The following is a 20,423-nucleotide window of genomic DNA, read 5'->3' as shown; positions in this document are numbered from 1 at the left end:
GATGCTGCCCGCGAAATAGCCGCCAGTTCAACGCGGCAACGTCGCCTACTTGATCCAGCCGTTCTCGCGATACCACGCGGCGGTGGCGCGCAGGCCGTCGCGCGTCGATATCTGCGCCGTCCAGCGCGCCGACGGGACACGGGCCGCTTCGCGCACCACCCAGTCGGGATGGCACATGTAGCCGACGCGGTCGGCGGTCAGCCGCGCCTTGTCGCCGCGCACCCGGCGGTCGATCTTCGCCACAAGATCCAGCGCTCGGCGCGGCAGGTGGAGCACCCACGGCCGACGCTGCATGGCGTGGCCGATCGCGCGCGCCATCTCATAGTGGCTCCATCCCCCGGGCTGGCCGTCGTCCACCTCGAACGTGCAATGGGTCACGTCCTCGCCCCCCGGCACCAGCGCGAGCAACAGCCGCGCCAGATCGGCGACGTGGATCAGCGAGACGCGGCCCCCGTCGGGCGGCATCGGCATCACCCCCCGGCGTGCCAGCTTGAACAGTTCGAACATGTCGGCATCGCGCGGACCATAGATCCCCGGCGGGCGCACGATGGTCCAGTCGAGGCCGCTGGCGCCGACGATCTTCTCGCCCCGCGCCTTGGACGCGCCATAGGCCGACAGCTGCGGCTCGCGCGCGGACAGCGAGGAAACGTGGACGAAGCGCGGGACGCCCGCCGCGATGGCCGCTTCCACCACCGCCAGCGTTCCTGCGACGTTGCCCGCCTCAAACCCGGCGGCATCGAGCGCATTGACCACGCCGGCGACGTGGATCACCGCGCTCACGCCATCGACCAGGCGGGCCAGCGCGATCCCGTCGGCCAGATCGCCCGCGATCCATTCGACCCCGTCGCGCGGATCCTGCGGCCGCCGAGCCAGCGCGCGCACCGCGATGCCCTGCCGGGCCGCCTCGTCGAGCAGCGCCTGCCCGACGAAGCCGGTCGCGCCGGTAATTGCCAGCATGTTCAGACCCATACCTGCATCAGACAAGCGCCATGTGATCGCGATGGACCAGCGCAGCGCGCGGCGCATAGCCCAGGATCGCGGCGTGCGCGGCATTGCGCGTGCCGACCAGCCGCAACGCATCGTCCGAATCGTATTCCGAAAGTCCACGCGCCAGCACGCCGTCGGGGCCGGCGATCGCCAGCAGGTCGCCGCGCGCGAACTGCCCCTCGATCCGCATGGCCCCGGCGGCGAGCAGGCTGGCGCCCTTGACCAGCGCCCTGGCGGCACCGGCATCGACATGAATGATACCGCGCGCGGTCAGCCCTCCGGCGAGCCACGCCTTGCGCGCGGGCGCCGATTTTTCGGCGACGAACAGCGTGTGGCGCGCGGTCGCCGCCAGCGGATGCCCGACCCGGCCCGATGCGATGGCAAGGTGCGCGCCCGCCGCGTTGGCGATGCGCGCGGCGGCGATCTTGGACACCATTCCGCCCGATCCCATGCCCGAGGCCGATCCCCGGTCGGCCATGCCCTCGATCGCGGCGTCGATCTTTTCGACCCGCGCGATGTGGATCGCGCCGGGCAGCGCGGGGTTGCGATCGTACAGGCCGTCGATGTCGGACAGCAGCACCACGCCTTGCGCCCCCGCCGCCTGCGCCACGCGCGCGGCCAGCCGATCGTTGTCGCCGAAGCGGATTTCGGCGGTAGCGACGCTGTCGTTTTCATTGAGCACGGGCACCACGCCCAGCGACAGCAGCCGCTCGAGCGTCGCCGACGCGTTGAGATAGCGGCGGCGGTCTTCCAGATCGTCAAGCGTGACAAGGATCTGCGCGGCGGTGATGCCTTCGCCCGCCAGCACTTCGGCCCAGACCTGGCTCAGCGCGATCTGGCCCACGGCGGCGGCGGCCTGCGCGTCTTCCAAACTGGCGCGACCGCCTTTGGGCAGCCCCAGCCGCCGCGCGCCCAACGCAATCGCGCCCGACGAGACCACCGCGATTTGCTGGCCGGCACGTTTGCGGGCCGCGATGTCGGCGGCAATGCCTTCCAGCCAGGCGCGGCGCACGCCGCCGGCGGCATCGACAAGCAGCGCCGAACCGATCTTCACGACCAGTCGCGGGCAGGCAGAAGGCGCGAACAGAGACATCGCCGCCCCATAGCCCGATTTTCGCCAAGTGCGAGAGGGCAATGGTCCGAAGCCGCTGACACCTGCCCTCACCGCACCGGCTTCACAATCCTTGCCCTGGCGGCTAGCGAGACTTCCGCCATGATCGACGCTTCCGCACCCGCCGCCCTCGTGTCCCCCGACGACATCGCCAACCTGACCGCACAGCCGTGGTTCTTTTGCGGCATCGGCGGATCGGGCATGCTTCCGCTCGCGCTGATCCTGCGCGGGCAGGGCGCGGCAATTGCCGGGTCCGACCGCAGCCGCGATCAGGGCCGCAGCCCGGAAAAGTTCGCGTGGCTGGAAAGCCTGGGCATCGAACTGTTCGCGCAGGACGGCAGCGGCATCGCCAGCGCCGACCAGGTGCTGGTCGCCTCCGCCGCGGTCGAGGACACCGTCCCCGAAGTGGTGCGCGCCACCCAGCTGGGCTGTGCGCGGATGAGCCGCGCGCAACTGCTGGCCACGCTGTTCAACGCCGCGCCCATGGCGATCGGCGTGGCGGGCACCAGCGGCAAGTCCACCGTCACCGGCATGATCGGCTGGATCCTGACCGCCTGCGACCGCGATCCGACGATCATGAACGGCGCGGTGATGAAGAACTTCGTCGCGCCGCAAGCGCCGTTCGCCAGCGCGCGGGTGGGCGCAGGCGATGCCTTCGTGTCCGAAGTCGACGAAAGCGACGGCTCGATCGCGCTCTACCGTCCGCACGTGGCGGTGCTCAACAACGTCAGCCTCGACCACAAGAGCCTGGAGGAACTGCGCGCGCTGTTCGGTGATTTCCTGTCGCGCGCGGGCGTGGCGGTGGTCAACATCGACGATGCCGAAAGCGCGGCGCTGCTGTCGCGCGCGGCCAGCGTGCTGACCTTCGCGATCGATCGCGCGGACGCGGATTTGCGCGTGGAGCCGGGGTCGATCGTCGCCGGGCCAACCACGATTGCCGCCACGGTGATCGATGCGCGCGATGGCGCGCGCCATGCGCTGGCCTTGCGCATACCAGGCCGCCACAATCTGTCGAACGCGCTGGCCGCCATCGCGGGCGCGAGCGCAGCAGGCGTGCCGGTGGCCGATGCAGTGCAGGCCATCGCCGGGTTTGCCGGGTTGGCGCGGCGGTTCGACATCGTCGGCACCAGCGCAGCGGGCGTGACCGTGATCGACGATTTCGGGCACAACCCGGAAAAAGTCGCCGCCACGCTGGCCACCTTGCGCGCGCATCCGGGCCGGATCATCGCGTTCTTCCAGCCGCACGGCTATGGTCCGTTGCGCCAGATGGGTGCGGAACTGGCGCACGTGCTGGCGACGCAGACCGGCCCGGACGACATCACGATCCTGTGCGATCCGGTCTATTTCGGCGGCACGGTCGACCGGTCGGTCGGCAGCGACCGCATCGTGGCCCTGATCGAGGCGGCGGGCGGCCGTGCCGAACATATCGCGGCACGTGCCGATTGCGGAACGCGCATCGTGATGCTGGCCAAACCGGGCGATCGCATCGTGGTAATGGGCGCGCGCGACGACACGCTGTCCGCCTTCGCGCAGGACCTGCTGGCCCGAATGACGTGACGCACCGCCGCCAGAAAGCGGCATCCTGCCCGGCCGGGATCGAGCACGGCCTGTCGGCAAAGCTGTGGATTATTTCGAACTAAGCCATTTGTTAACTTGCGCCTAAGTTATGGCAGGTACAAGATGCAGCTGTCCCCTAACCGGGACCAAGAAAAATCGATCCGTCGCGGCTGCTGATGCGCCATTTCAGGTTTCGTGCCTTCACCACCTAAAGCCCGCTTCGGCGGGTTTTTATTTGCCCGGAGCAGGCCCGGTTCGACGCAGGACTGGTTTCAGCCGCAATCTATTTTGCTTAAAAAGCTATTACCAGATAATCGCTTGCGCCAGTCGCGCGACTTGATCCGGCCGCATCGAATTGTTGGGCAACCGCGATGGCCGATCCGGCCGAGGCGCGGGTCGGGCACGCTTTTCCCGACCCGCCGCGCGTTCCCGTCGCGCGTGACGGCCCGCACGACGTCCGGGCTTGCTTTTGGCCGGAAAGGCGTTAAGGGCACCGCTTTGCCGCCGGACATCCGGCAACGCGAAACCCCAGAAAGCCGGAGAGGCCCCGCAATCCTGCGGATCGGCCAGCGATCGGCCCATTGTGAAAGGAACGCTCACATGCCGCTTTACGAGCATGTGTTTCTGGCACGCCAGGATCTGAGCCAGGCTCAGGTCGACACGCTTGCTGCCAGTGCCACCGAAATCGTCGAAACCAACCACGGCAAGGTCACCAAGACCGAGACGTGGGGCCTGCGTTCGCTGGCCTACAAGATCGCGAAGAACCGCAAGGCGCACTTCGTGATGCTCAACATCGAAGCCCCTGCGGGCGTCGTGGCCGAGCTGGAACGCCAGACCGCGATCAACGAAGATGTCATCCGTTTCATGACCGTCCGTGTCGATGAACATGAAGGCGGTCCTTCGGTGATGATGCGCAAGAACGAACGCGACCGTAGCCGTCGCCGCGAACGCGAAGGGGAATAAAAGATGGCCCGTCCGTTTTTCCGCCGCCGCAAGAGCTGCCCGTTCTCGGGCAAGAACGCTCCCAAGATCGACTACAAGGACGTGCGCCTGCTGCAGGGCTTCATGTCCGAGCGTGGCAAGATCGTGCCCAGCCGCATCACCGCGGTATCCGGCAAGAAGCAGCGCGAGCTGGGCAAGGCTATCAAGCGCGCCCGGCACATCGGCCTGCTGCCGTACATCGTCAAGTAAGGAGCGCCTCCCATGCAGATCATCCTGCTCGAGCGCATCGAGAAGCTGGGCACCATCGGTGACGAGGTAACCGTCAAGGACGGTTATGCTCGCAACTTCCTGCTGCCCAACAAGAAGGCGCTGCGCGCCAACGAGAAGAACCGCAAGCTGTTCGAATCGAACCGCGCGAAAATCGAATCCGACAACGCCACCAAGCGTGACGAAGCCCAGACCCATGCCGCCGATGTCGATGGCAAGCAGGTCGTGCTGATCCGCGCTTCGTCCAACTCCGGCCAGCTTTACGGTTCGGTTTCGGTGCGCGACATCGTCGATGCGCTGAACGCCGATGGCGCCAAGCTGTCGAAGGCGATGGTCGTGCTCGAGCGCCCGATCAAGACGATCGGCGTGTTCGACGTGAAGGTTTCGCTCCACCCCGAAGTGTCCGTCAACGTCAAGGTCAACGTCGCCCGTTCGACCGACGAAGCCGAACTGCAGTCGCAGGGCGTCGACGTGATGGCCGCGATGTTTGAAGCCGATACGGGTGGTTTCACCGAAGCCTACAACCCCAACGCCGAGCCGGGCGAGATCCCCGAGGATCTGCTCGACGACGCGGCGGAAGCTTCGGCCTGATTATTTTCCCTTTGCGGGAACCGGAACAGACCTGATCCGTTTAAGCGGTTCAGTTTTTGGCCGGACAACAGTTTGGCGCCCGCTCGACGGAGTGCGCGTGCGAAGGAACCCCCTCCCTAACCGGAGGGGGTTTTTTGTTGTGCGGCTGGCATGCTGGTTGCTCTCTCCCATTCCGGGGAGAGATACGGAGGCCTGCCACCTTGCTGGCTGGCCGCAGTTGAGAGGGGCCGGTGCATGGCTGGTGCAGGTCTCCCCCTCTCCCAACCCTCTCACCTGGAGGGGAGCGGGCCAAGATCGAGACGTGCACCGCCCTTGATTTGCAACAGGGGCACGATAATCGTGGAAAATGGAATCACCTGAAACGATTATCGCTGCGCTCACTCGCCTGTTCGACAGCGCCGTGGCGCAATTGCGCGCCGACATTGCCGCCTATGCCGCCGATGGCACGCTGCCCCCGCCCGAACGGCGCCACGACGGCAGCTACTGCTACCCCGAACTGCGCGTCCACTACGAAGGGCTCGCCCATCCCGACAGCGCCAGCCGCGCGTTCGGACGGCTCAACCGGCGCGGCACGTATGCCTGCACCATCACCCGGCCTGTACTGTTCGCCGATTACCTGACCGAGCAGCTCGACCTCATCACCGGCGATTACGACGTGCGGCTCGAAGTGGTCCGCTCCAGCCAGGAAATGCCGTTCCCTTACGTGCTCGACGGTGCGTACGGCGCGCAGATCGGGGCGGTCAGCCCTCAGGAACTGGCGCGGCATTTCCCCACCACCGAGCTCGCCATGATCGGCGACGAGCTGGCCGATGGCTATGACCTGGGCACCGACGACCAGCACCTGCCGCTGTCGCTGTTCGACGGGCTGCGCACCGACTTCAGCCTGGCGCGGCTGGCGCACTACACCGGCACCATGCCCGAGGATTTCCAGCGCTACATCCTGTTCACCAACTACCACCGCTACGTCGATGAATTCGTCGACTGGGCGGGCGAGCAGTTGGGCAACGGCCACTACACCGCGCTGTCGGGCGCCGGTGGGCTGCGCATCGATGCGCCGGTCGGCAACGCGCGCGCGCTGGTGGCCGATACCGCGTGGCGGCGCCACCAGATGCCCGCCTACCACCTGATCGGGCCCGACCGCACCGGCATCTCGCTGGTCAATATCGGCGTTGGCCCGTCGAACGCGAAGACCATCACCGATCACCTGGCGGTGTTGCGGCCCGAGGCGTGGCTGATGATCGGCCACTGCGGAGGGCTGCGCCCCACCCAGAAGATCGGCGACTACGTGCTCGCCCACGCCTATCTGCGCGACGATCACGTGCTCGACGCGGTGCTGCCGCCCGAAATCCCGATCCCGGCGATCGCCGAAGTGCAGGTCGCGCTGGCCAAGGCGAGCGAGATGGTCAGCGGCACGCATGGCGCCGACCTCAAGCGGCGGATGCGCACGGGCACCGTGGTCACCACCGACGATCGCAACTGGGAACTGCGCTTCACCCAGTCCGCCCGCCGCCTCAGCTTGAGCCGCGCGGTGGGCATCGACATGGAAAGCGCGACCATCGCCGCGCAAGGCTATCGCTTCCGCGTGCCCTACGGAACGCTGCTGTGCGTGTCGGACAAGCCGCTCCACGGCGAGATCAAGCTGCCCGGTCAGGCCAACCGCTTTTACGAAGAAGCGATCGGCGCGCACCTGCAGATCGGCGTGACCACCTGCGAACTGCTCCGCGCCGAAGGGGCCAAGCTGCACAGCAGGAAGTTGCGCGCGTTCAATGAGCCACCGTTTCGTTGAACGGCGCGATAGAAAAACGTGCCCCTCCACCCGCTCATGTCGAGCGAAGTCGAGACACGTCGCGCCACCGTTGGATGTTGCGCAGCATCCCTCGACTTCGGCCAGCAGGCCGAAGTTTATCCAGAGCTTGTCGATGGGCTCGGGATGAGCGGGGATGGATCATGTCGCCTTCATCCAACTGCCAGCGGTCCCGGATCAAGTCCGGGACGACGAAAGCTTCCCCTCAATTCCCGAACACCTCGTGCCCCAGGTTGTCGAGCGCGATCTTGTAATCCTTGATCGCCGCACCGAACACGGCGTCGTCGATCCCGGCGCCGGTGACCACGTCCCACGTCGCCGTGGGGTCGCCGTCGGCGTTGAGCGTGATCGCGGCGAAACGGATCTGGCGGGCGATCTCCAGCGCCTTTTGCGGGGTGATGCCCTTGTCCGGCGCGTCGAAGCTGGAGACCAGCTGCAGCGACTGGCAGCCGTCGTGCGCCGCCGAACAATCGTCAAACAGCACCAGCGCTTTCCACCGCCCGATTTCGGCCTTGACCATCGGATCGCCCAGATCGTCCTTAGTTAGCTCGCCCTTGAAGCCTTGCGCGACCAGCGCATCGACCACCGACTGCGGCCGTTCGGCGGTGACCGTGGCGGCCTGCGCTGCGCACGGCGCGGCCAGCATCGCCAACACTGCCAGCCCGGTTGCCCGAATCCCCATGGTATCCTCCGATCGATCAAGCACCGAACGTGGCATGCCGCAGGGATCGGGGGCAAGCGGTTACCGCCTGCCACCCCGGCTACCGCCGCGCATTACCGGCCCCGACTACCAGCCACAGTCCTTGCCCTTGTTCTGCAGTTCGAGCCAGCGGGTGAGCGGCGCGAAGTAGCGCACCATCGCCCCGCCGCTCATCTCGCGGCTGCCGGTGAACGCCTGCAGCGCATCGGGCCACGGCTTCGACGCGCCCATCGCGAGCATGGCGTTGAGCTTGTCGCCGACCTTCTTGTTGCCGTAAAAACTGCAGCGGTGCAGCGGCCCCTTCCACCCGGCGGTCTTGCACGCCGCCTCGAAGAACTGGAACTGCAGCACCCGCGCCAGGAAATAGCGCGTGTAGGGCACCACCGCCGGCACATGGTACTTCGCCCCCGGATCGAACGCATCGGCCCCGCGCGCAACCGGCGGGACAATGCCCTGATACTTCAGCCGCAGGTCGTTCCACGCCGCTTCGTAGCTGTCGGGCTTGATCTGGCCGGAGAACACGCCCCAGCGCCAGCGATCGACCAAGAGGCCGAACGGCAGGAACGCCACTTTGTCCATCGCCTGGCGCAGCAGCAATCCGGTGTCCTTGCTCGCCGGCGGGACTTTGGCGGGATCGAGCAGCCCGATCTGGACGAGGTATTGCGGGGTGATCGACAGCGCCATGGTGTCGCCGATCGCCTCGTGGAACCCGTCGTTGGCGCCGTTGAGGTACAGCGCGTCCTGCTTGTTGTAGGCGCGCTGGTAATAGTTGTGGCCCAGCTCGTGGTGGATCGTGATGAAATCGTCGGCGTTCACCTTGATGCACATCTTGACGCGCAGATCGTCCTTCTGATCGACGTCCCACGCCGACGCATGACACACCACCTCGCGGTCGCGCGGCTTGGTCAGCTGCGAACGCTGCCAGAACGTTTCGGGCAACGGCGCAAAGCCGAGCGAGGAATAGAACCCTTCGCCCGCGTGGACCATCTTCAGCGGATCGTACGCCTTGGCTTTCAGCAGGTCGCCGATGTCATAGCCGATGTCGCCCGATCCGGCGGGCGCGACCACGTCATAGATGTTGCCCCATTCCTGCGCCCACATGTTGCCGAGCAGGTCGGCGCGGATCGGGCCGGTCCTGGCCTGCACCGCATCGCCGTACTTCTCGTTGAGCTTGGAGCGGGTGTAGCAGTGCAACTGATCGTAGAGCGGCTTGACCTCGTTCCAGATCTTGTCGGTCAGCGCGGCAAACGCATCTGGATCCATGTCGTAGTTCGACCGCCACAGCGCGCCGGTATCGGCAAAGCCCAGCTCCTTTGCGCCGGCATTCGAGATATCGACCATGCGCACGTAATCGGCCTTCATCGGCTTGCCGACGCTGTCGTGCCATGTGGTCCACATTTCCTTCAGTTCATCGGGATTGCGGCTGGTGCCCATCGCCGCCTCGATGTCGCTGCCGTTGAGCGACTGGCCCTTCAGCGTGCCGTGGCCCTTGGCATAGATGCCCTGGATTTCCGCGCCGAGCCGGGCGAATTCCTCCGCCGCGCCGGGGATGGAAGGCGCGGGGTTGGTGATCGAGGTGCGGATCATCACCAGCTTGCGCGCGATGTCCGGGCTGATGCCGGGGACCTTGGCATAGTCGGCGGCCTGCTTGGCCTGCCCGACTTGCAGCCGGGTCATCGCGGCGTTGGCCTCGGACACCAGCGCCTCGGTGTCGTCGGTGACGTTGGTCTGGTAGACCCAGTCGTTGCGCGACTGGCGCACGGCTTCGACAAACAGGTCCTTTTCCGCCTGCGTCACCCAGGCATCGACCACGGCCGGGGTCGCCGGGGCAGCGGTTGCGGTCATCGTGGCGGTGGCGGTGGCGGACTGAGCGTGCGCGGGCATGGTGAATGCTGTCGCGGCGGCGAGCGCCAGCGTGGAAACGAGGGTTTTCATCGAAGGAGCGACTCCCGGAAGGCGTGGTTCTGGCTACGCTGACGGGCGCGGCACGTTGCCGCATGGATACGCCGCAGCGCCCTCAGGTCAAGCCGAAGCGGTAAGAAATGCAACCAGTTCGCGGCCCATCTCGGGCACGGTGACCGAACTCATGTGCGTGCCGGGGATGGTCACGCGGATCGCATCGGGCAGCGCGGCGGCGAGCCAGTCGGCGGAACCGTTGTCCTCGTCCTGCGCGCCGCACAGCACCATGGTGGGCATGTCGATCCGGGCGAGGTCACCTGACGCGGTATCCTCCATCGTGCCGAGCAACTGTCGCGCGGCGTCACGATCGACCTTCATCGTCTTCATGAACTGCTGCGACAGATACGCCGGGTCGCCGGGACGGATCGTGCCGAAGCGGTCGATCACGTCGAGGAAGAACGCCTGCCGCCGGGCCCAGCCCGCCAGCCCTTCCAGCCCCATTCCCGCCAGCACCAGCCGACGCGGGCGCATCCCCGCGATCACGCTGCGCGCCGCCGTGCGCGCGCCGAGCGAGAAGCCGACGAGGTCGAAATCTTCCAGCCCCAAGTGCGCGATCAGCGCCTCGGCATCGCGCACCAGCACGTCGGGCGGGTAGGCTGCGGCGTCGTGCGGCGCGGCGCTGTGGCCATGCGCGCGCAGATCGGGCATCAGCGCCTCGAACCCGGCGGCGGCCAGTTGCGCGGCGGTGCCGAACTTGATCCAGTTGATCGCAGCCGACGAGAACAGCCCGTGGAGCAGCACCACCGGCCGCCCTGCACCCATGCGATGCAGCGCGAGGTCCGCGCCGCCGAAGCCGAAAAACGTCTCGGTGCATATCTCCACGGTCATTCCGCCGCCTACTCGTTACCCAGGATGCTGCCGAGAATGCCGCCGACCGCCGCCGCGCCCGCGCCGATCCCCAGCATCGACGATCCGCCGCCGCGCTCGCCGTCGCCCAGCGGCAGGTAGCGGCCGATCTCCTCGGCCAGATTCATGATCGGCATCGACTGCAGCCAGACTTTGCCCGGTCCTTCCAGCGTGGCCAGAAACAGCCCCTCGCCGCCGAACAGCACGTTGCGAAAACCCCGCATCATGCGGATGTCGATGCCCACCGAAGGCTCCTGCATGCCGACGTGGCCGGCATGGACCAGCAGCCGCTCGCCCGGCGCCAGCGTCTTTTCGACCACCTCTCCCGACAGGTCGAGGAACACCGTGCCCGGCCCGGTTACGCGCTGCATGATGAACCCCTCGCCCGCAAAGAACCCCGCGCCCAGCCGCTGCTGGAACGCGATGTCGAGCGTGACCGAGCGTTCGGCGCACAGGAACGTTTCCTTGCGGCAGATGATCGATTGGCCGGCGGCAAGCGTCATCGGCACGATCTGCCCCGGAAAGCGCGGCGCAAACGCGATCTCGCCCTCCTGATCGGCGGTGAATTCGGTGATGAACAGCCCGCCGCCCGCCAGCGCGCGCTTGATCCCGGCGAACAGTCCGCCGCCGGTATGCGTGTCCATGCGGATCGAAGGCGCCATCCACGCCATGCTCGCGGTCTGGCTGTAAAGCTGCTCACCCCGATCGAGCGCGATCGAGACGGTCTGCATGATGGTGCCGGTCACTTCGTAGCGCATGGGTGGCTCCTGAACTGGGGTGCGGCTATCCTAGCGCCGGACCTATCCCCGCGAAAGGGCAGTCACCAGACCAGTTGCCGCACGAATTGGCCAAGCCCGGTGCGCGCGGCCGCCTTGACCAGCTTTTTATCGGCAGTGACCAGCACCGCGTTTTCGCGAACCGCCTGCGCCAGGTAAATGCAATCGTAGATCGGATGGCGCAGGCGGAATGAGAGGCGGAAAGCCTCGTCCATGTAATCGGTCATCCGATCGATTCTGGCGAAGAATTCGGGCAAGCCGTGCAGGCTCCGTTCGGCATGGAGTTCCAGCAGTTCCGATTCCTTGACGCGCTTCCACAGGGCGCTGGCAACTTCGATGAGGATCAGATCGGGAGCGATCAGCGGTTCGTCAGTGTCGAGATAGGCCAGCGCTTGCGACGATCCCAGTTCCTCTACCACGAATTTGAACGCCACGCTGGCGTCAATCACCAGCATCGTCGCTCCAGCCATCATCGACAAAATCGCCGTGGTTGGTATCGCGGTCCCAGCGGATCAGATCGGTGCTGTCCCGCAGGCGCACGCCATCGGGCGTCATCGCCTGCAAACCCTCGGCCAGTTGCCTGAGCAGCTTGGGGTTCTTCTTGCGAATCGGTCGATTGCGTTCGATCACTGCGCGCAATTCAGCCTCAAGCGACGTGCCGCGTTCTTTCGCAACGCGGCGAAAGTCTTCGAGGGTATCGTCCCCGATTTTGCGGATCAGTACTTGGCCCATCCGGGATTGATATCAACTTGCTATCAATCCCGCAAGTCCGCTCAACCCTTCTTCAGATGCCGCCGTCCGAGCAGTTCCGCGATTTGCACCGCGTTCAGCGCGGCACCCTTGCGCAAGTTGTCGGACACGCACCAGAACACCAGCCCGTTCTCGACCGTGGGATCCTCGCGCACGCGGCTGATATAGGTCGCGCCGTCGCCTGCGGCCTCGATCGGGGTGACGTATCCGCCATCCTCGCGCTTGTCGACGAGCATGATCCCCGGCGCCTCGCGCAGAATATTCTGCGCGTCTTCGGCCGAAAGTTCGTTTTCCATCTCGATGTTGATCGCTTCGGAATGGCCGACGAACACCGGCACGCGCACGCACGTGGCGACGACCTTGATCTTGGGATCGAGGATCTTCTTGGTCTCGACCACCATCTTCCATTCTTCCTTGGTGAAGCCATCATCCAGGAACACGTCGATGTGCGGGATCACGTTGAACGCGATCTGCTTGGTGAACAGCCTCGGCTCCGCCGGATCGCCGACGAAGATGTTGCGGCTCTGCTCGAACAGTTCGTCCATCCCCGCCTTGCCCGCGCCGGACACCGACTGGTAGGTCGAGACGACGACGCGCTTGATCGTGGCGGCATCGTGCAGCGGCTTCAGGGCCACCACCATTTGCGCGGTCGAGCAGTTGGGGTTGGCGATGATCATCTTCTTCTTGTAGCCGTCGATCGCATCGGGGTTCACCTCGGGCACGATCAGCGGCACGTCGGGGTCCATGCGGTAGAGCGACGAATTGTCGATCACCACGCACCCTGCCGCTGCCGCCTTGGGCGCATATTCGGCAGCCGCGGCGGACCCGGCGGCAAACAGCGCGATGTCCCAGCCGGCAAAGTCGAACGTCGCGATGTCCTTGCACCGCAGCATGCGCCCGGTGTCACCGTATTCGATGTCGACCCCGATCGAGCGGCGCGTGGCCACGGCCCCGATCTCGTCGGCGGGGAATTCCCGCTCGGCAAGGATGTTGAGCATCTCGCGGCCCACGTTCCCCGTCGCGCCGACCACTACAACCCGGTAACCCATCGTCTTCACTCCCTTGGCGCCGGAGCCGTGCCCCACTGCGCGTCCTGTCCGTTAGCGGGCGGTGCGCCCTCTGCAAGTCGGTTGGCGTTATTTCCCGCTTCCGGCGCCATGCCGGTCGAGGAAGCGGAACATCGTTTCGTACAAGTGCCGGCTCACCTTCGGCCCCGAAATGCGGTGGGTGAAACCGGGGTAGAGCATCATCTCGAACGGCACCGCCTCACCCTGCAGCTTGGCGATGATCGCAGAGGAATTCTCGAACACCACGTTGTCGTCGGCCATGCCGTGGATGATCAGCAGCGGATCGCGGATTTTCGCGGTATCGGCCATCGCGTCCGACGCGGCATAGACCGCGCCATCCTGCTGCGGCGTGCCGAGATAGCGTTCGGTGTAATGCGTGTCGTACAGTTCCCACTTGGTCACCGGCGCTACCGCGATGCCCGCCGCCCACACGCCCGGATCAGCCTCGAGCATCTTGATCGTCATGTAGCCACCATACGACCAGCCGAACGTGCTGATCCGCGCCGGATCGACGAAATCGAGCGTCTTGAGATAGCGCGCGCCGGCCGCCTGGTCGGCCACTTCAACGCTGCCCATCGCCCGCCAGATCGCGCTGGCAAACGCCACGCCGCGATTGTCGCTGCCACGGTTGTCGATCGCGAAGTAGATGTAGCCTTTGGCGACGATCGCTTGCGCCAGCGCCCCTTGCCAGCCCTTGGTCACGACTTGCGCGGTGGGGCCACCGTAGTGGTAGGTGAACACCGGGTAGTGCTTGCCCGGCTCCAGCGGCGGGGTGATCATCATCCAGTGCAGCGGCGTGCCGTCCGCCGCCGGGATCGTGCCGAACGTGGCGGGGCGATGCGCGGCGAGGTAGGGCGCGTAAGGATGCGCGGCCTCGGCGCGATTTTCCTCGATCCACGCGAGCCGCTTGCCCGTGCCGTCGGCGATGTACGATTGCGGTGGCTGGCCGTCTGCCGAACGGCTGACGAGCAGTGTCTTGCCCGCCTTGTCCATCGTCGCGCCGTTGACGAACGCGGGATCGCTCAGCCGCGCGGGCTCGCCCGGCTGATCGAGATCGATCGCATAGATCTGCGTCGCCAGCACATCGTCCCTGGTGCCGGTGAAGTAGACCCGGCGCGCCTTCTGGTCGATGCCGGCGAGCGCGGTGACGACCCACTTGCCGTGCGTCAACTGGCGCCACTTGCCCTTGGCGTAGTGATAAAGATGCCCGTAGCCGTCGCGTTCCGACCACCACACCAGGCTGCCGTCGTCGAGAAACTTGTAGTCGGACGACAGGTTCACCCAGCTTTTGGCTGCGGCCTTCTCGCTGAACAGCACGCGGGACTTGCCCGTGACGGGATCGACCGAAAGCATGTCGAGCCGGGTCTGGTCGCGGCTCTGCCGCTGGACGTACAGCGTCCTGCCGTCGTGCGCCCAGTCGACGCGGGCGACGTAGATGTCCTTGTCAGGGCCAAGATCGACCGCAACCTTGCCGCTGCCGTCGGGCGCCATCAGCCATAGCGAGACGTCGGCATTGGCGCTGCCCGCCACCGGGTAGCGCTGGTCATACGTGCGTGTGCCGTCGGCGCCGATCGCGGCGCGCGTGACCACGCCGACCGGCGCCTCGTCGAACCGTTCGACCGCGATGCGCGTGTCGTCGGGCGCCCACCAGAACCCGGTGAAGCGCGCCATTTCCTCCTGCGCGACGAACTCCGCCTCGCCCCAGTGGACGGTCGCGGCGCTTTCCGCCGGGCTGATCGCGCTCGCCGGCGCGCCGCCCACGGGGCCTGCCCACAGCCGCTGGTCGCGCACGAACGCGATGTAGCCGCCCTTGGGGCTCAGCCGGGGATTGAGCACCGTCTGCTGCGTATCGGTCAGCTTGCGCGTGCTGCCGTCGAGCCCGGCGAGGTACAGGTCGCCGTCGAGCGGCACGAGCAATGCCTTGCCGTCCGCCGCCCAGTCATAGCTGACGATGCCCTTCAAGTCGCCGATGCGCTGGCGTTCGCGCTGCATCTTCTCGGCTTCGGACAGTTCGCGGCCCGATCCCAGCTTCAGCGAATCGACCAGCATCGTCCACTGGCCGGTCTGCCGGTCGAAGCCCCACAGGTCATAACGCTCGCGATCGTCGGCGCGGTTGCGCAGCAGCGTCAGCCAGCGCCCGTCGGGCGACAGCTTCGCCGCGCGCGGCACCGGGCCGGCCAGGCTCGGGCTGGCGAACACGCGCTCGAGGCTGAGCGTCGGCGCAGCAGCAGTGGCAGCCGACGTCACCGGAGCCTCGGCATGCGCAACAACGGACCACGACAGCACGCCCAGCGCACCGGCGGCAATGAAAGGACGAGGCAATCGCATGGCAAGCGGTCTAATCCCGAAAATGCGAAAGGGCGCCCTGGCGGTGATGCCAGGACGCCCTTTCACGGATGGAGTTCCGTTTCGTCGGCGTGGGCTGTTCAGCCCTCCTGGCTGGTCTTGGTGACCTTGCGCTCGGCAATGCGCGCGCGTTTGCCGGTGCGGCCACGAAGGTAGTACAGCTTCGCACGACGCACGACACCGCGGCGGACCACGGTAATGCTGTCGATATTGGGCGAATAGAGCGGGAATACGCGCTCAACGCCTTCGCCGAAGCTCATCTTGCGGACGGTGAAGTTGGAACCGAGGCCACGGTTCGACCGCGCGATGCACACGCCTTCATAGGCCTGCACGCGGGTGCGCTCGCCTTCGACCACGCGCACGCCCACGCGCAGCGTATCGCCCGCCCGGAATTCCGGGATGGTCTTCTTCGACTTGAACTCCTCGATGGCTTCCGCCTCGAGCTGCTGGATCAGGTTCATCGACCTTCGTTCCCGTTTTCGTGCCGCGCGCCAGAGGCAGACTGGACCCGAGCGCCGATGTGACGCTCCCAAAGATCCGGCCTGCGTAACCGTGTATCGACCTCCGCCTGTTGTTTCCGCCAGGCGGCGATCTTCGCATGATCCCCCGATCGCAGCACTTCGGGGATCGTGCGCCCTTCCCATTCGACAGGTCGGGTATAGTGCGGATACTCGAGCAAGCCGTTCTCGAACGACTCCTCGGACCCACTGGAAGGGGCGCCCATTACGCCGGGAAGCAGCCGAATGCAAGCGTCCAGCAGCATCAGCGCCGCCGGCTCCCCGCCCGACAGCACGATGTCGCCCAACGACACTTCCTCGATGGCGCGCCCGGCGAAGATGCGCTCGTCGAAACCCTCGAACCGCCCGCACAGGATGATCACGCCCGGGCCTGCCGCGAGTTCGCGCACCCGCGCCTGGGTGAGCGGCTGGCCGCGCGGGGTCATGGCGAGGATGGGCAGTTCCCGCTGGCTGCTGACGCCCTCCTCGTCTCCGTTCGTGTCGAGCGAAGTCGAGACATTTGTCGGCGGTGTCTCGACTTCGCTCGACACGAACGGTGGCTGGTTGCCTTTGACCACTGCAAAATCCACCGCGCTGGCCAGCACATCCACCCGCAACACCATCCCCGCCCCGCCGCCGGCGGGCGTATCATCGACGGTGCGATGCTTGTCGGCAGCGAAATCGCGGATCTGCACGGCATCGAGCGACCACTTGCCCTCGGCCATGGCCCGCCCCGCCAGAGACACGCCGAGCGGGCCGGGAAACATCTCTGGGTAGAGCGTGAGGACGGTGGCGACGAAGGTCATTCAGATCGTCCAGTTCTCGACCTTCAGCCCCGGCACATCGGCGAAGTCGGCCTCGTTGTTGGTCACGACGATCGCCCCGATGCTCAGCGCATGCGCAGCCAGCAGGCGGTCGAAGCGCGCGCGCTTGAAGGGCAGTTTGGCGTATTCACGCGCGGCCGCTTCATCGAACGAGAGCAAGGGAATCGCCTGAATGAAGGCTTCAAGCACCTCGGGCGGCGGCGGCTTGCCGACGTGGGTGCCGTAAGCCACTTCGGCATAGCTGATGGTAGAGATTGCGACCGAACCGGCATCGCAATCGGCCAACCGCGCCTTCAGCCCATCATGGCCAAGGTCCATTGCATAGACGGCAGCGTTGGCGTCGATCAGGTAGCGGATCAAGCCAGACCCGCCGCTTTGCGCGCCGCGATTGTGCTGGGTCTTTCTTCAAAGTCTTCACGCGGCGCCAGCTTGATGCCCGGTGCCTTGCCCGCAAATCCGCTGATATCGATCTTCTGCCGGGGTTTTCCGACAGGTTCCAGCGCATAACCCATCGGCACTTCGCGCAGTACCATCTCGGACCCTTCTTCGATCCCCAGCGCCTTGGGTAGCCGCAGCGCCATCGAATTGCCCGACTTGAACACCTTGGCGCGATATTCCTTGTTCATGACAATCTCCGTATATACGCAATGTATATACTACTCGACATAAGCCGCGTCAATCATCAGCCGGGCGCCATCCCATTCGGGCACGGCTTCGACCTTCATCGGCACCATGAACCGTGGCCCCCGCTTACCCTCGACGCCGGGACGCTCGATCTCCAGCACATCACCCGCGCCGAAGTTGTCGATGGCGATGCAGGTGCCCAGATCCTCGCCGGTGGTGGAGACGGCGGGCAGGCCGATCAGGTCGGCGTGGTAGTATTCGCCCTCGGCCAGCGCCGGCAGCGTCGATCGCGGCACGGTCAGCGCGGTGCCGCGCAAGCCTTCGGCGGCTGTGCGCGTGGTGACTTCGGCAAAGCGCGCGATCGCGCCGCCCTTGGTGTCATCCTTGAGCTTTTCCAGCGTCAGCTTGCCGTCGTTGAAGGCGTGGTAGCGTTTGAGCGACGCCACGCCTTCACCGAACAGCTTGAGCCGGACCTCCCCCGTCACGCCATGCGCGCCGCTGATGGCAGCCAGCGTAACGGGGCGGTCCTGCACCGGTCAGCCTTCCGCCGGAGCCTGTGCGCTTTCACCCTCGGGCGCGGCGGTGTCGCCCGCGTCGCTGCTGGGGGTGGCTTCGGTGGCCTCTGCGGCGGGTGCTTCCTCAGCGGCAGCAGGCGCTTCCTCGACGACCTCAGGCTCGGGAGCGGGTGCGGCGGCGGCTTCAGCGGCGGCAGCGGCTTCGGCAGCCTTGGCTTCCTCGGCTTCGGCCAGCTTGCTGGCGCGGTCTTCAGCGCGTTCCTTGGCCTTCTTGCCGGGTTCGCCCTTGGCCGGGTTGCTGGTCGCGACGCGTTCCTTGATCCCGGCCTTGTCGAGCATGCGCGCGACGCGGTCGGTCGGCTGCGCGCCGACGCCCAGCCAGTAACGCACGCGGTCCTCGATCAGCGCGACGCGCTTTTCATCGTCCTTGGCGAGCAGCGGGTTGTAGGTGCCGACCTGTTCCAGGTACTTGCCATCGCGCGGGGCGCGGCTGTTGGACACGACGACCTTGTAATACGGGCGCTTCTTGGAACCGCCACGCGACAGACGAAGGGAAACTGACATCTGGTAATACCTTTCCGATTAAAGACTTGAGATCATTTTTTCTTGAGAAGATCGTTGAAGTTGGCGGGCAATCCACCGCTGCCGAGGCCCGGCAGGCCGGCCATTCCGCCTCCGCCCAAACCACCCATGCCGCCGCCGATGCCGCCACCGAGACCGGGCAGGCCACCGGCCCCGCCTTCGGGTCCACCGCCGCCGCCAAGGCCACCCATGCCGCCGCCGCCGAACAGCGCGCCCAGGCCCTTGAGTCCGCCCATCTTGCGGATCTGCTTCATCGCCTTGGCCATTTCCTGATGCATCTTGAGCAGCTTGTTGACGTCCTGCACCTGCATCCCGGCGCCCTTGGCGACGCGGATCTTGCGTTTGGCGTTGAGCAGTTCGGGGCGCGCGCGCTCGGCCACGGTCATCGAGCCGATTATTGCGTCCATGTGCACCAGCACTTTGTCGTTCATGCCGCTTTGCGCCATCGCCGCCTTGGCCTTCTTCATGCCCGGCAACATGCCCGCCAACATCCCCAAACCGCCCATCTTGGTCATCTGGTTGAGCTGGGTGCGCAAGTCGTTGAGGTCGAACTGGCCCTTGGCCATCCGCGCGGCCATCTTCTCGGCGTCTTCGACGTCGATCGAGGCGGCGGCTTTCTCGACGATCGAAACGATGTCGCCCATGCCCAGGATGCGGCCCGCGACGCGCACCGGATCGAACGCCTCGATCGCATCGAGCTTTTCACCGGTGGCGGCAAACTTGATCGGTTTGCCGGTGACCGCACGCATCGACAGCGCCGCACCGCCGCGCGCATCGCCGTCCATGCGGGTGAGCACTACGCCGGTGAGGTTCACTTCGCCCGAAAAGCTCTGCGCGACGTTGACCGCGTCCTGGCCGGTCAGCGCATCGACCACCAGCAGCGTCTCGCGCGGGGTGGCGACGGCGGCGACCGCCTTCATTTCCTCCATCAGCGCGGCATCGACATGGAGCCGGCCCGCGGTATCGAGCAGCAGCACGTCCACCGCCTGCAGCTTCGCCGCCTGCATCGCGCGGGTGGCGATCTCCACCGGCAGCTGGCCGACGATGATCGGCAGCGTGGCGACGCCCGCCTGCTCGCCCAGCACCTTGAGCTGTTCCTGCGCAGCGGGACGGTTGACGTCGAGCGAGGCGAGCAGGACTTTCTTGCCCTGCCGGTCCTTGAGCAGCTTGCCGATCTTGGCGGTGCTGGTGGTCTTGCCCGAACCCTGCAGCCCGACCATCATGATCACCACCGGCGGCGCGGCGTTGAGATCGAGCTCGGCAGTCTGCGCGCCCAGCACGTCGACCAGCGCATCGTTGACGATCTTGACGACCTGCTGCCCCGGCGTGACCGAGCGCAGCACGTTCTGGCCGACCGCCTGTTCGGTCACCTGATCGACGAAGCGGCGCACCACGGGCAGCGCAACGTCGGCTTCGAGCAGCGCGATCCGCACTTCGCGCATCGCGGCGCGGACATCGTCTTCCTTCAGCGCGCCACGGCCGCGCAGGGACGCGAAAACGCTGCCAAGCCGGTCGGAAAGACTGTCGAACACGAGCGCATTCCCATACAGGGCCCGTCGAACACGCGAAAAACGCCGGTGGGCGAAACCTCGCCGACCAGCGTGTGGCGTCCTCAAAAGGGCCATACGAACAAAGCGCGACAGCCAGGCCGCCACGCGAAGAGCGCCCCGTAGCCGCA

Annotated in this window: 22 protein-coding genes; 5 read left to right on the top strand and 17 right to left on the bottom strand. The window is 66.2% G+C overall.

The genetic code is table 11. The features are described from left to right. Positions 1-45 precede the first annotated feature (45 nt). Positions 46-957, bottom strand: a complete 912-nt coding sequence (locus NL2_RS05340) for an NAD-dependent epimerase/dehydratase family protein (RefSeq protein ID WP_084355926.1) — start codon at positions 955-957, stop codon at positions 46-48. Between the two features lie 19 nt (positions 958-976). Continuing rightward, on the bottom strand, positions 977-2,080 hold the full coding sequence (proB, locus tag NL2_RS05335; RefSeq protein ID WP_068072696.1) for a glutamate 5-kinase: 1,104 nt from the start codon (positions 2,078-2,080) through the stop codon (positions 977-979). Between the two features lie 120 nt (positions 2,081-2,200). Between proB and NL2_RS05330 the strand changes: the two genes are divergently transcribed. From NL2_RS05330 to NL2_RS05310, 5 genes are all read left to right on the top strand, one after another. Beyond that, entirely contained in the window at positions 2,201-3,655 is a 1,455-nt protein-coding gene (locus NL2_RS05330) for a glutamate ligase domain-containing protein (protein WP_068072692.1), read from the top strand. Positions 3,656-4,255: 600 nt separating this feature from the next. Continuing rightward, positions 4,256-4,618, top strand: coding sequence for a 30S ribosomal protein S6 (gene rpsF, locus NL2_RS05325; protein WP_068072689.1), 363 nt, complete (start codon positions 4,256-4,258; stop codon positions 4,616-4,618). A 3-nt stretch (positions 4,619-4,621) separates the two neighbouring features. Beyond that, positions 4,622-4,846, top strand: coding sequence for a 30S ribosomal protein S18 (rpsR, locus tag NL2_RS05320; protein WP_068072686.1), 225 nt, complete (start codon positions 4,622-4,624; stop codon positions 4,844-4,846). Positions 4,847-4,858: 12 nt separating this feature from the next. After that, entirely contained in the window at positions 4,859-5,455 is a 597-nt protein-coding gene (gene rplI / locus NL2_RS05315; protein WP_068072683.1) for a 50S ribosomal protein L9, read from the top strand. Positions 5,456-5,801: 346 nt separating this feature from the next. After that, positions 5,802-7,241, top strand: a complete 1,440-nt coding sequence (locus NL2_RS05310) for an AMP nucleosidase (RefSeq protein ID WP_068072680.1) — start codon at positions 5,802-5,804, stop codon at positions 7,239-7,241. Between the two features lie 223 nt (positions 7,242-7,464). Here NL2_RS05310 and NL2_RS05305 read toward each other — a convergent pair whose 3' ends face one another. From NL2_RS05305 to ffh, 15 genes are all read right to left on the bottom strand, one after another. Further along, positions 7,465-7,941: a YbjN domain-containing protein gene (locus tag NL2_RS05305; protein WP_068072672.1), complete on the bottom strand. Its 477-nt coding sequence runs from the start codon at positions 7,939-7,941 to the stop codon at positions 7,465-7,467. Positions 7,942-8,046: 105 nt separating this feature from the next. Then, entirely contained in the window at positions 8,047-9,894 is a 1,848-nt protein-coding gene (locus tag NL2_RS05300; RefSeq protein WP_068072670.1) for a M2 family metallopeptidase, read from the bottom strand. Positions 9,895-9,981: 87 nt separating this feature from the next. Next, positions 9,982-10,746 carry an alpha/beta fold hydrolase gene (locus NL2_RS05295; protein WP_068072668.1) on the bottom strand — a complete coding sequence of 255 codons (765 nt, stop codon included), beginning with the start codon at positions 10,744-10,746 and terminating at the stop codon, positions 9,982-9,984. Positions 10,747-10,754: 8 nt separating this feature from the next. Further along, the gene (locus tag NL2_RS05290; protein ID WP_068072665.1) at positions 10,755-11,522 is read right to left on the bottom strand and encodes a TIGR00266 family protein; all 768 of its coding nucleotides are present in this window, start codon (positions 11,520-11,522) and stop codon (positions 10,755-10,757) included. Between the two features lie 62 nt (positions 11,523-11,584). Continuing rightward, positions 11,585-11,995: a type II toxin-antitoxin system VapC family toxin gene (locus tag NL2_RS05285; RefSeq protein ID WP_068072662.1), complete on the bottom strand. Its 411-nt coding sequence runs from the start codon at positions 11,993-11,995 to the stop codon at positions 11,585-11,587. After that, positions 11,982-12,272, bottom strand: coding sequence for a FitA-like ribbon-helix-helix domain-containing protein (locus NL2_RS05280; RefSeq protein WP_068072658.1), 291 nt, complete (start codon positions 12,270-12,272; stop codon positions 11,982-11,984). Before NL2_RS05280 ends, NL2_RS05285 begins: the two co-directional genes overlap by 14 nt. Before the next feature lie 41 nt (positions 12,273-12,313). Further along, on the bottom strand, positions 12,314-13,339 hold the full coding sequence (locus tag NL2_RS05275) for an aspartate-semialdehyde dehydrogenase (RefSeq protein ID WP_068073049.1): 1,026 nt from the start codon (positions 13,337-13,339) through the stop codon (positions 12,314-12,316). A gap of 87 nt (positions 13,340-13,426) precedes the next feature. After that, entirely contained in the window at positions 13,427-15,685 is a 2,259-nt protein-coding gene (locus NL2_RS05270) for a S9 family peptidase (protein WP_068072654.1), read from the bottom strand. Between the two features lie 98 nt (positions 15,686-15,783). Then, positions 15,784-16,164 carry a 50S ribosomal protein L19 gene (gene rplS, locus NL2_RS05265; RefSeq protein WP_068072651.1) on the bottom strand — a complete coding sequence of 127 codons (381 nt, stop codon included), beginning with the start codon at positions 16,162-16,164 and terminating at the stop codon, positions 15,784-15,786. Further along, positions 16,161-17,006 (bottom strand): tRNA (guanosine(37)-N1)-methyltransferase TrmD, encoded by an 846-nt coding sequence (gene trmD / locus NL2_RS05260; RefSeq protein ID WP_068072647.1) that lies wholly within the window; start codon positions 17,004-17,006, stop codon positions 16,161-16,163. The genes rplS and trmD overlap by 4 nt, the downstream gene beginning before the upstream one ends. Then, positions 17,007-17,384, bottom strand: a complete 378-nt coding sequence (locus tag NL2_RS05255; protein ID WP_084355900.1) for a type II toxin-antitoxin system VapC family toxin — start codon at positions 17,382-17,384, stop codon at positions 17,007-17,009. Next, positions 17,381-17,650, bottom strand: a complete 270-nt coding sequence (locus NL2_RS05250) for an AbrB/MazE/SpoVT family DNA-binding domain-containing protein (RefSeq protein WP_068072644.1) — start codon at positions 17,648-17,650, stop codon at positions 17,381-17,383. The genes NL2_RS05255 and NL2_RS05250 overlap by 4 nt, the downstream gene beginning before the upstream one ends. Positions 17,651-17,680: 30 nt before the next feature. Further along, positions 17,681-18,181, bottom strand: a complete 501-nt coding sequence (rimM, locus tag NL2_RS05245) for a ribosome maturation factor RimM (protein ID WP_068072640.1) — start codon at positions 18,179-18,181, stop codon at positions 17,681-17,683. A 3-nt stretch (positions 18,182-18,184) separates the two neighbouring features. Then, entirely contained in the window at positions 18,185-18,727 is a 543-nt protein-coding gene (gene rpsP, locus NL2_RS05240) for a 30S ribosomal protein S16 (protein WP_068072637.1), read from the bottom strand. A 32-nt stretch (positions 18,728-18,759) separates the two neighbouring features. Then, positions 18,760-20,277, bottom strand: a complete 1,518-nt coding sequence (gene ffh / locus NL2_RS05235) for a signal recognition particle protein (RefSeq protein ID WP_068072633.1) — start codon at positions 20,275-20,277, stop codon at positions 18,760-18,762. Positions 20,278-20,423: the final 146 nt, after the last annotated feature.

The organism is Novosphingobium lentum NBRC 107847 (genome assembly GCF_001590965.1).
GTDB classification, from domain to species: domain Bacteria; phylum Pseudomonadota; class Alphaproteobacteria; order Sphingomonadales; family Sphingomonadaceae; genus Novosphingobium; species Novosphingobium lentum.
Note: the sequence above shows the minus strand (reverse complement) of the source record. Positions and strands in the feature narration are given on the sequence as shown.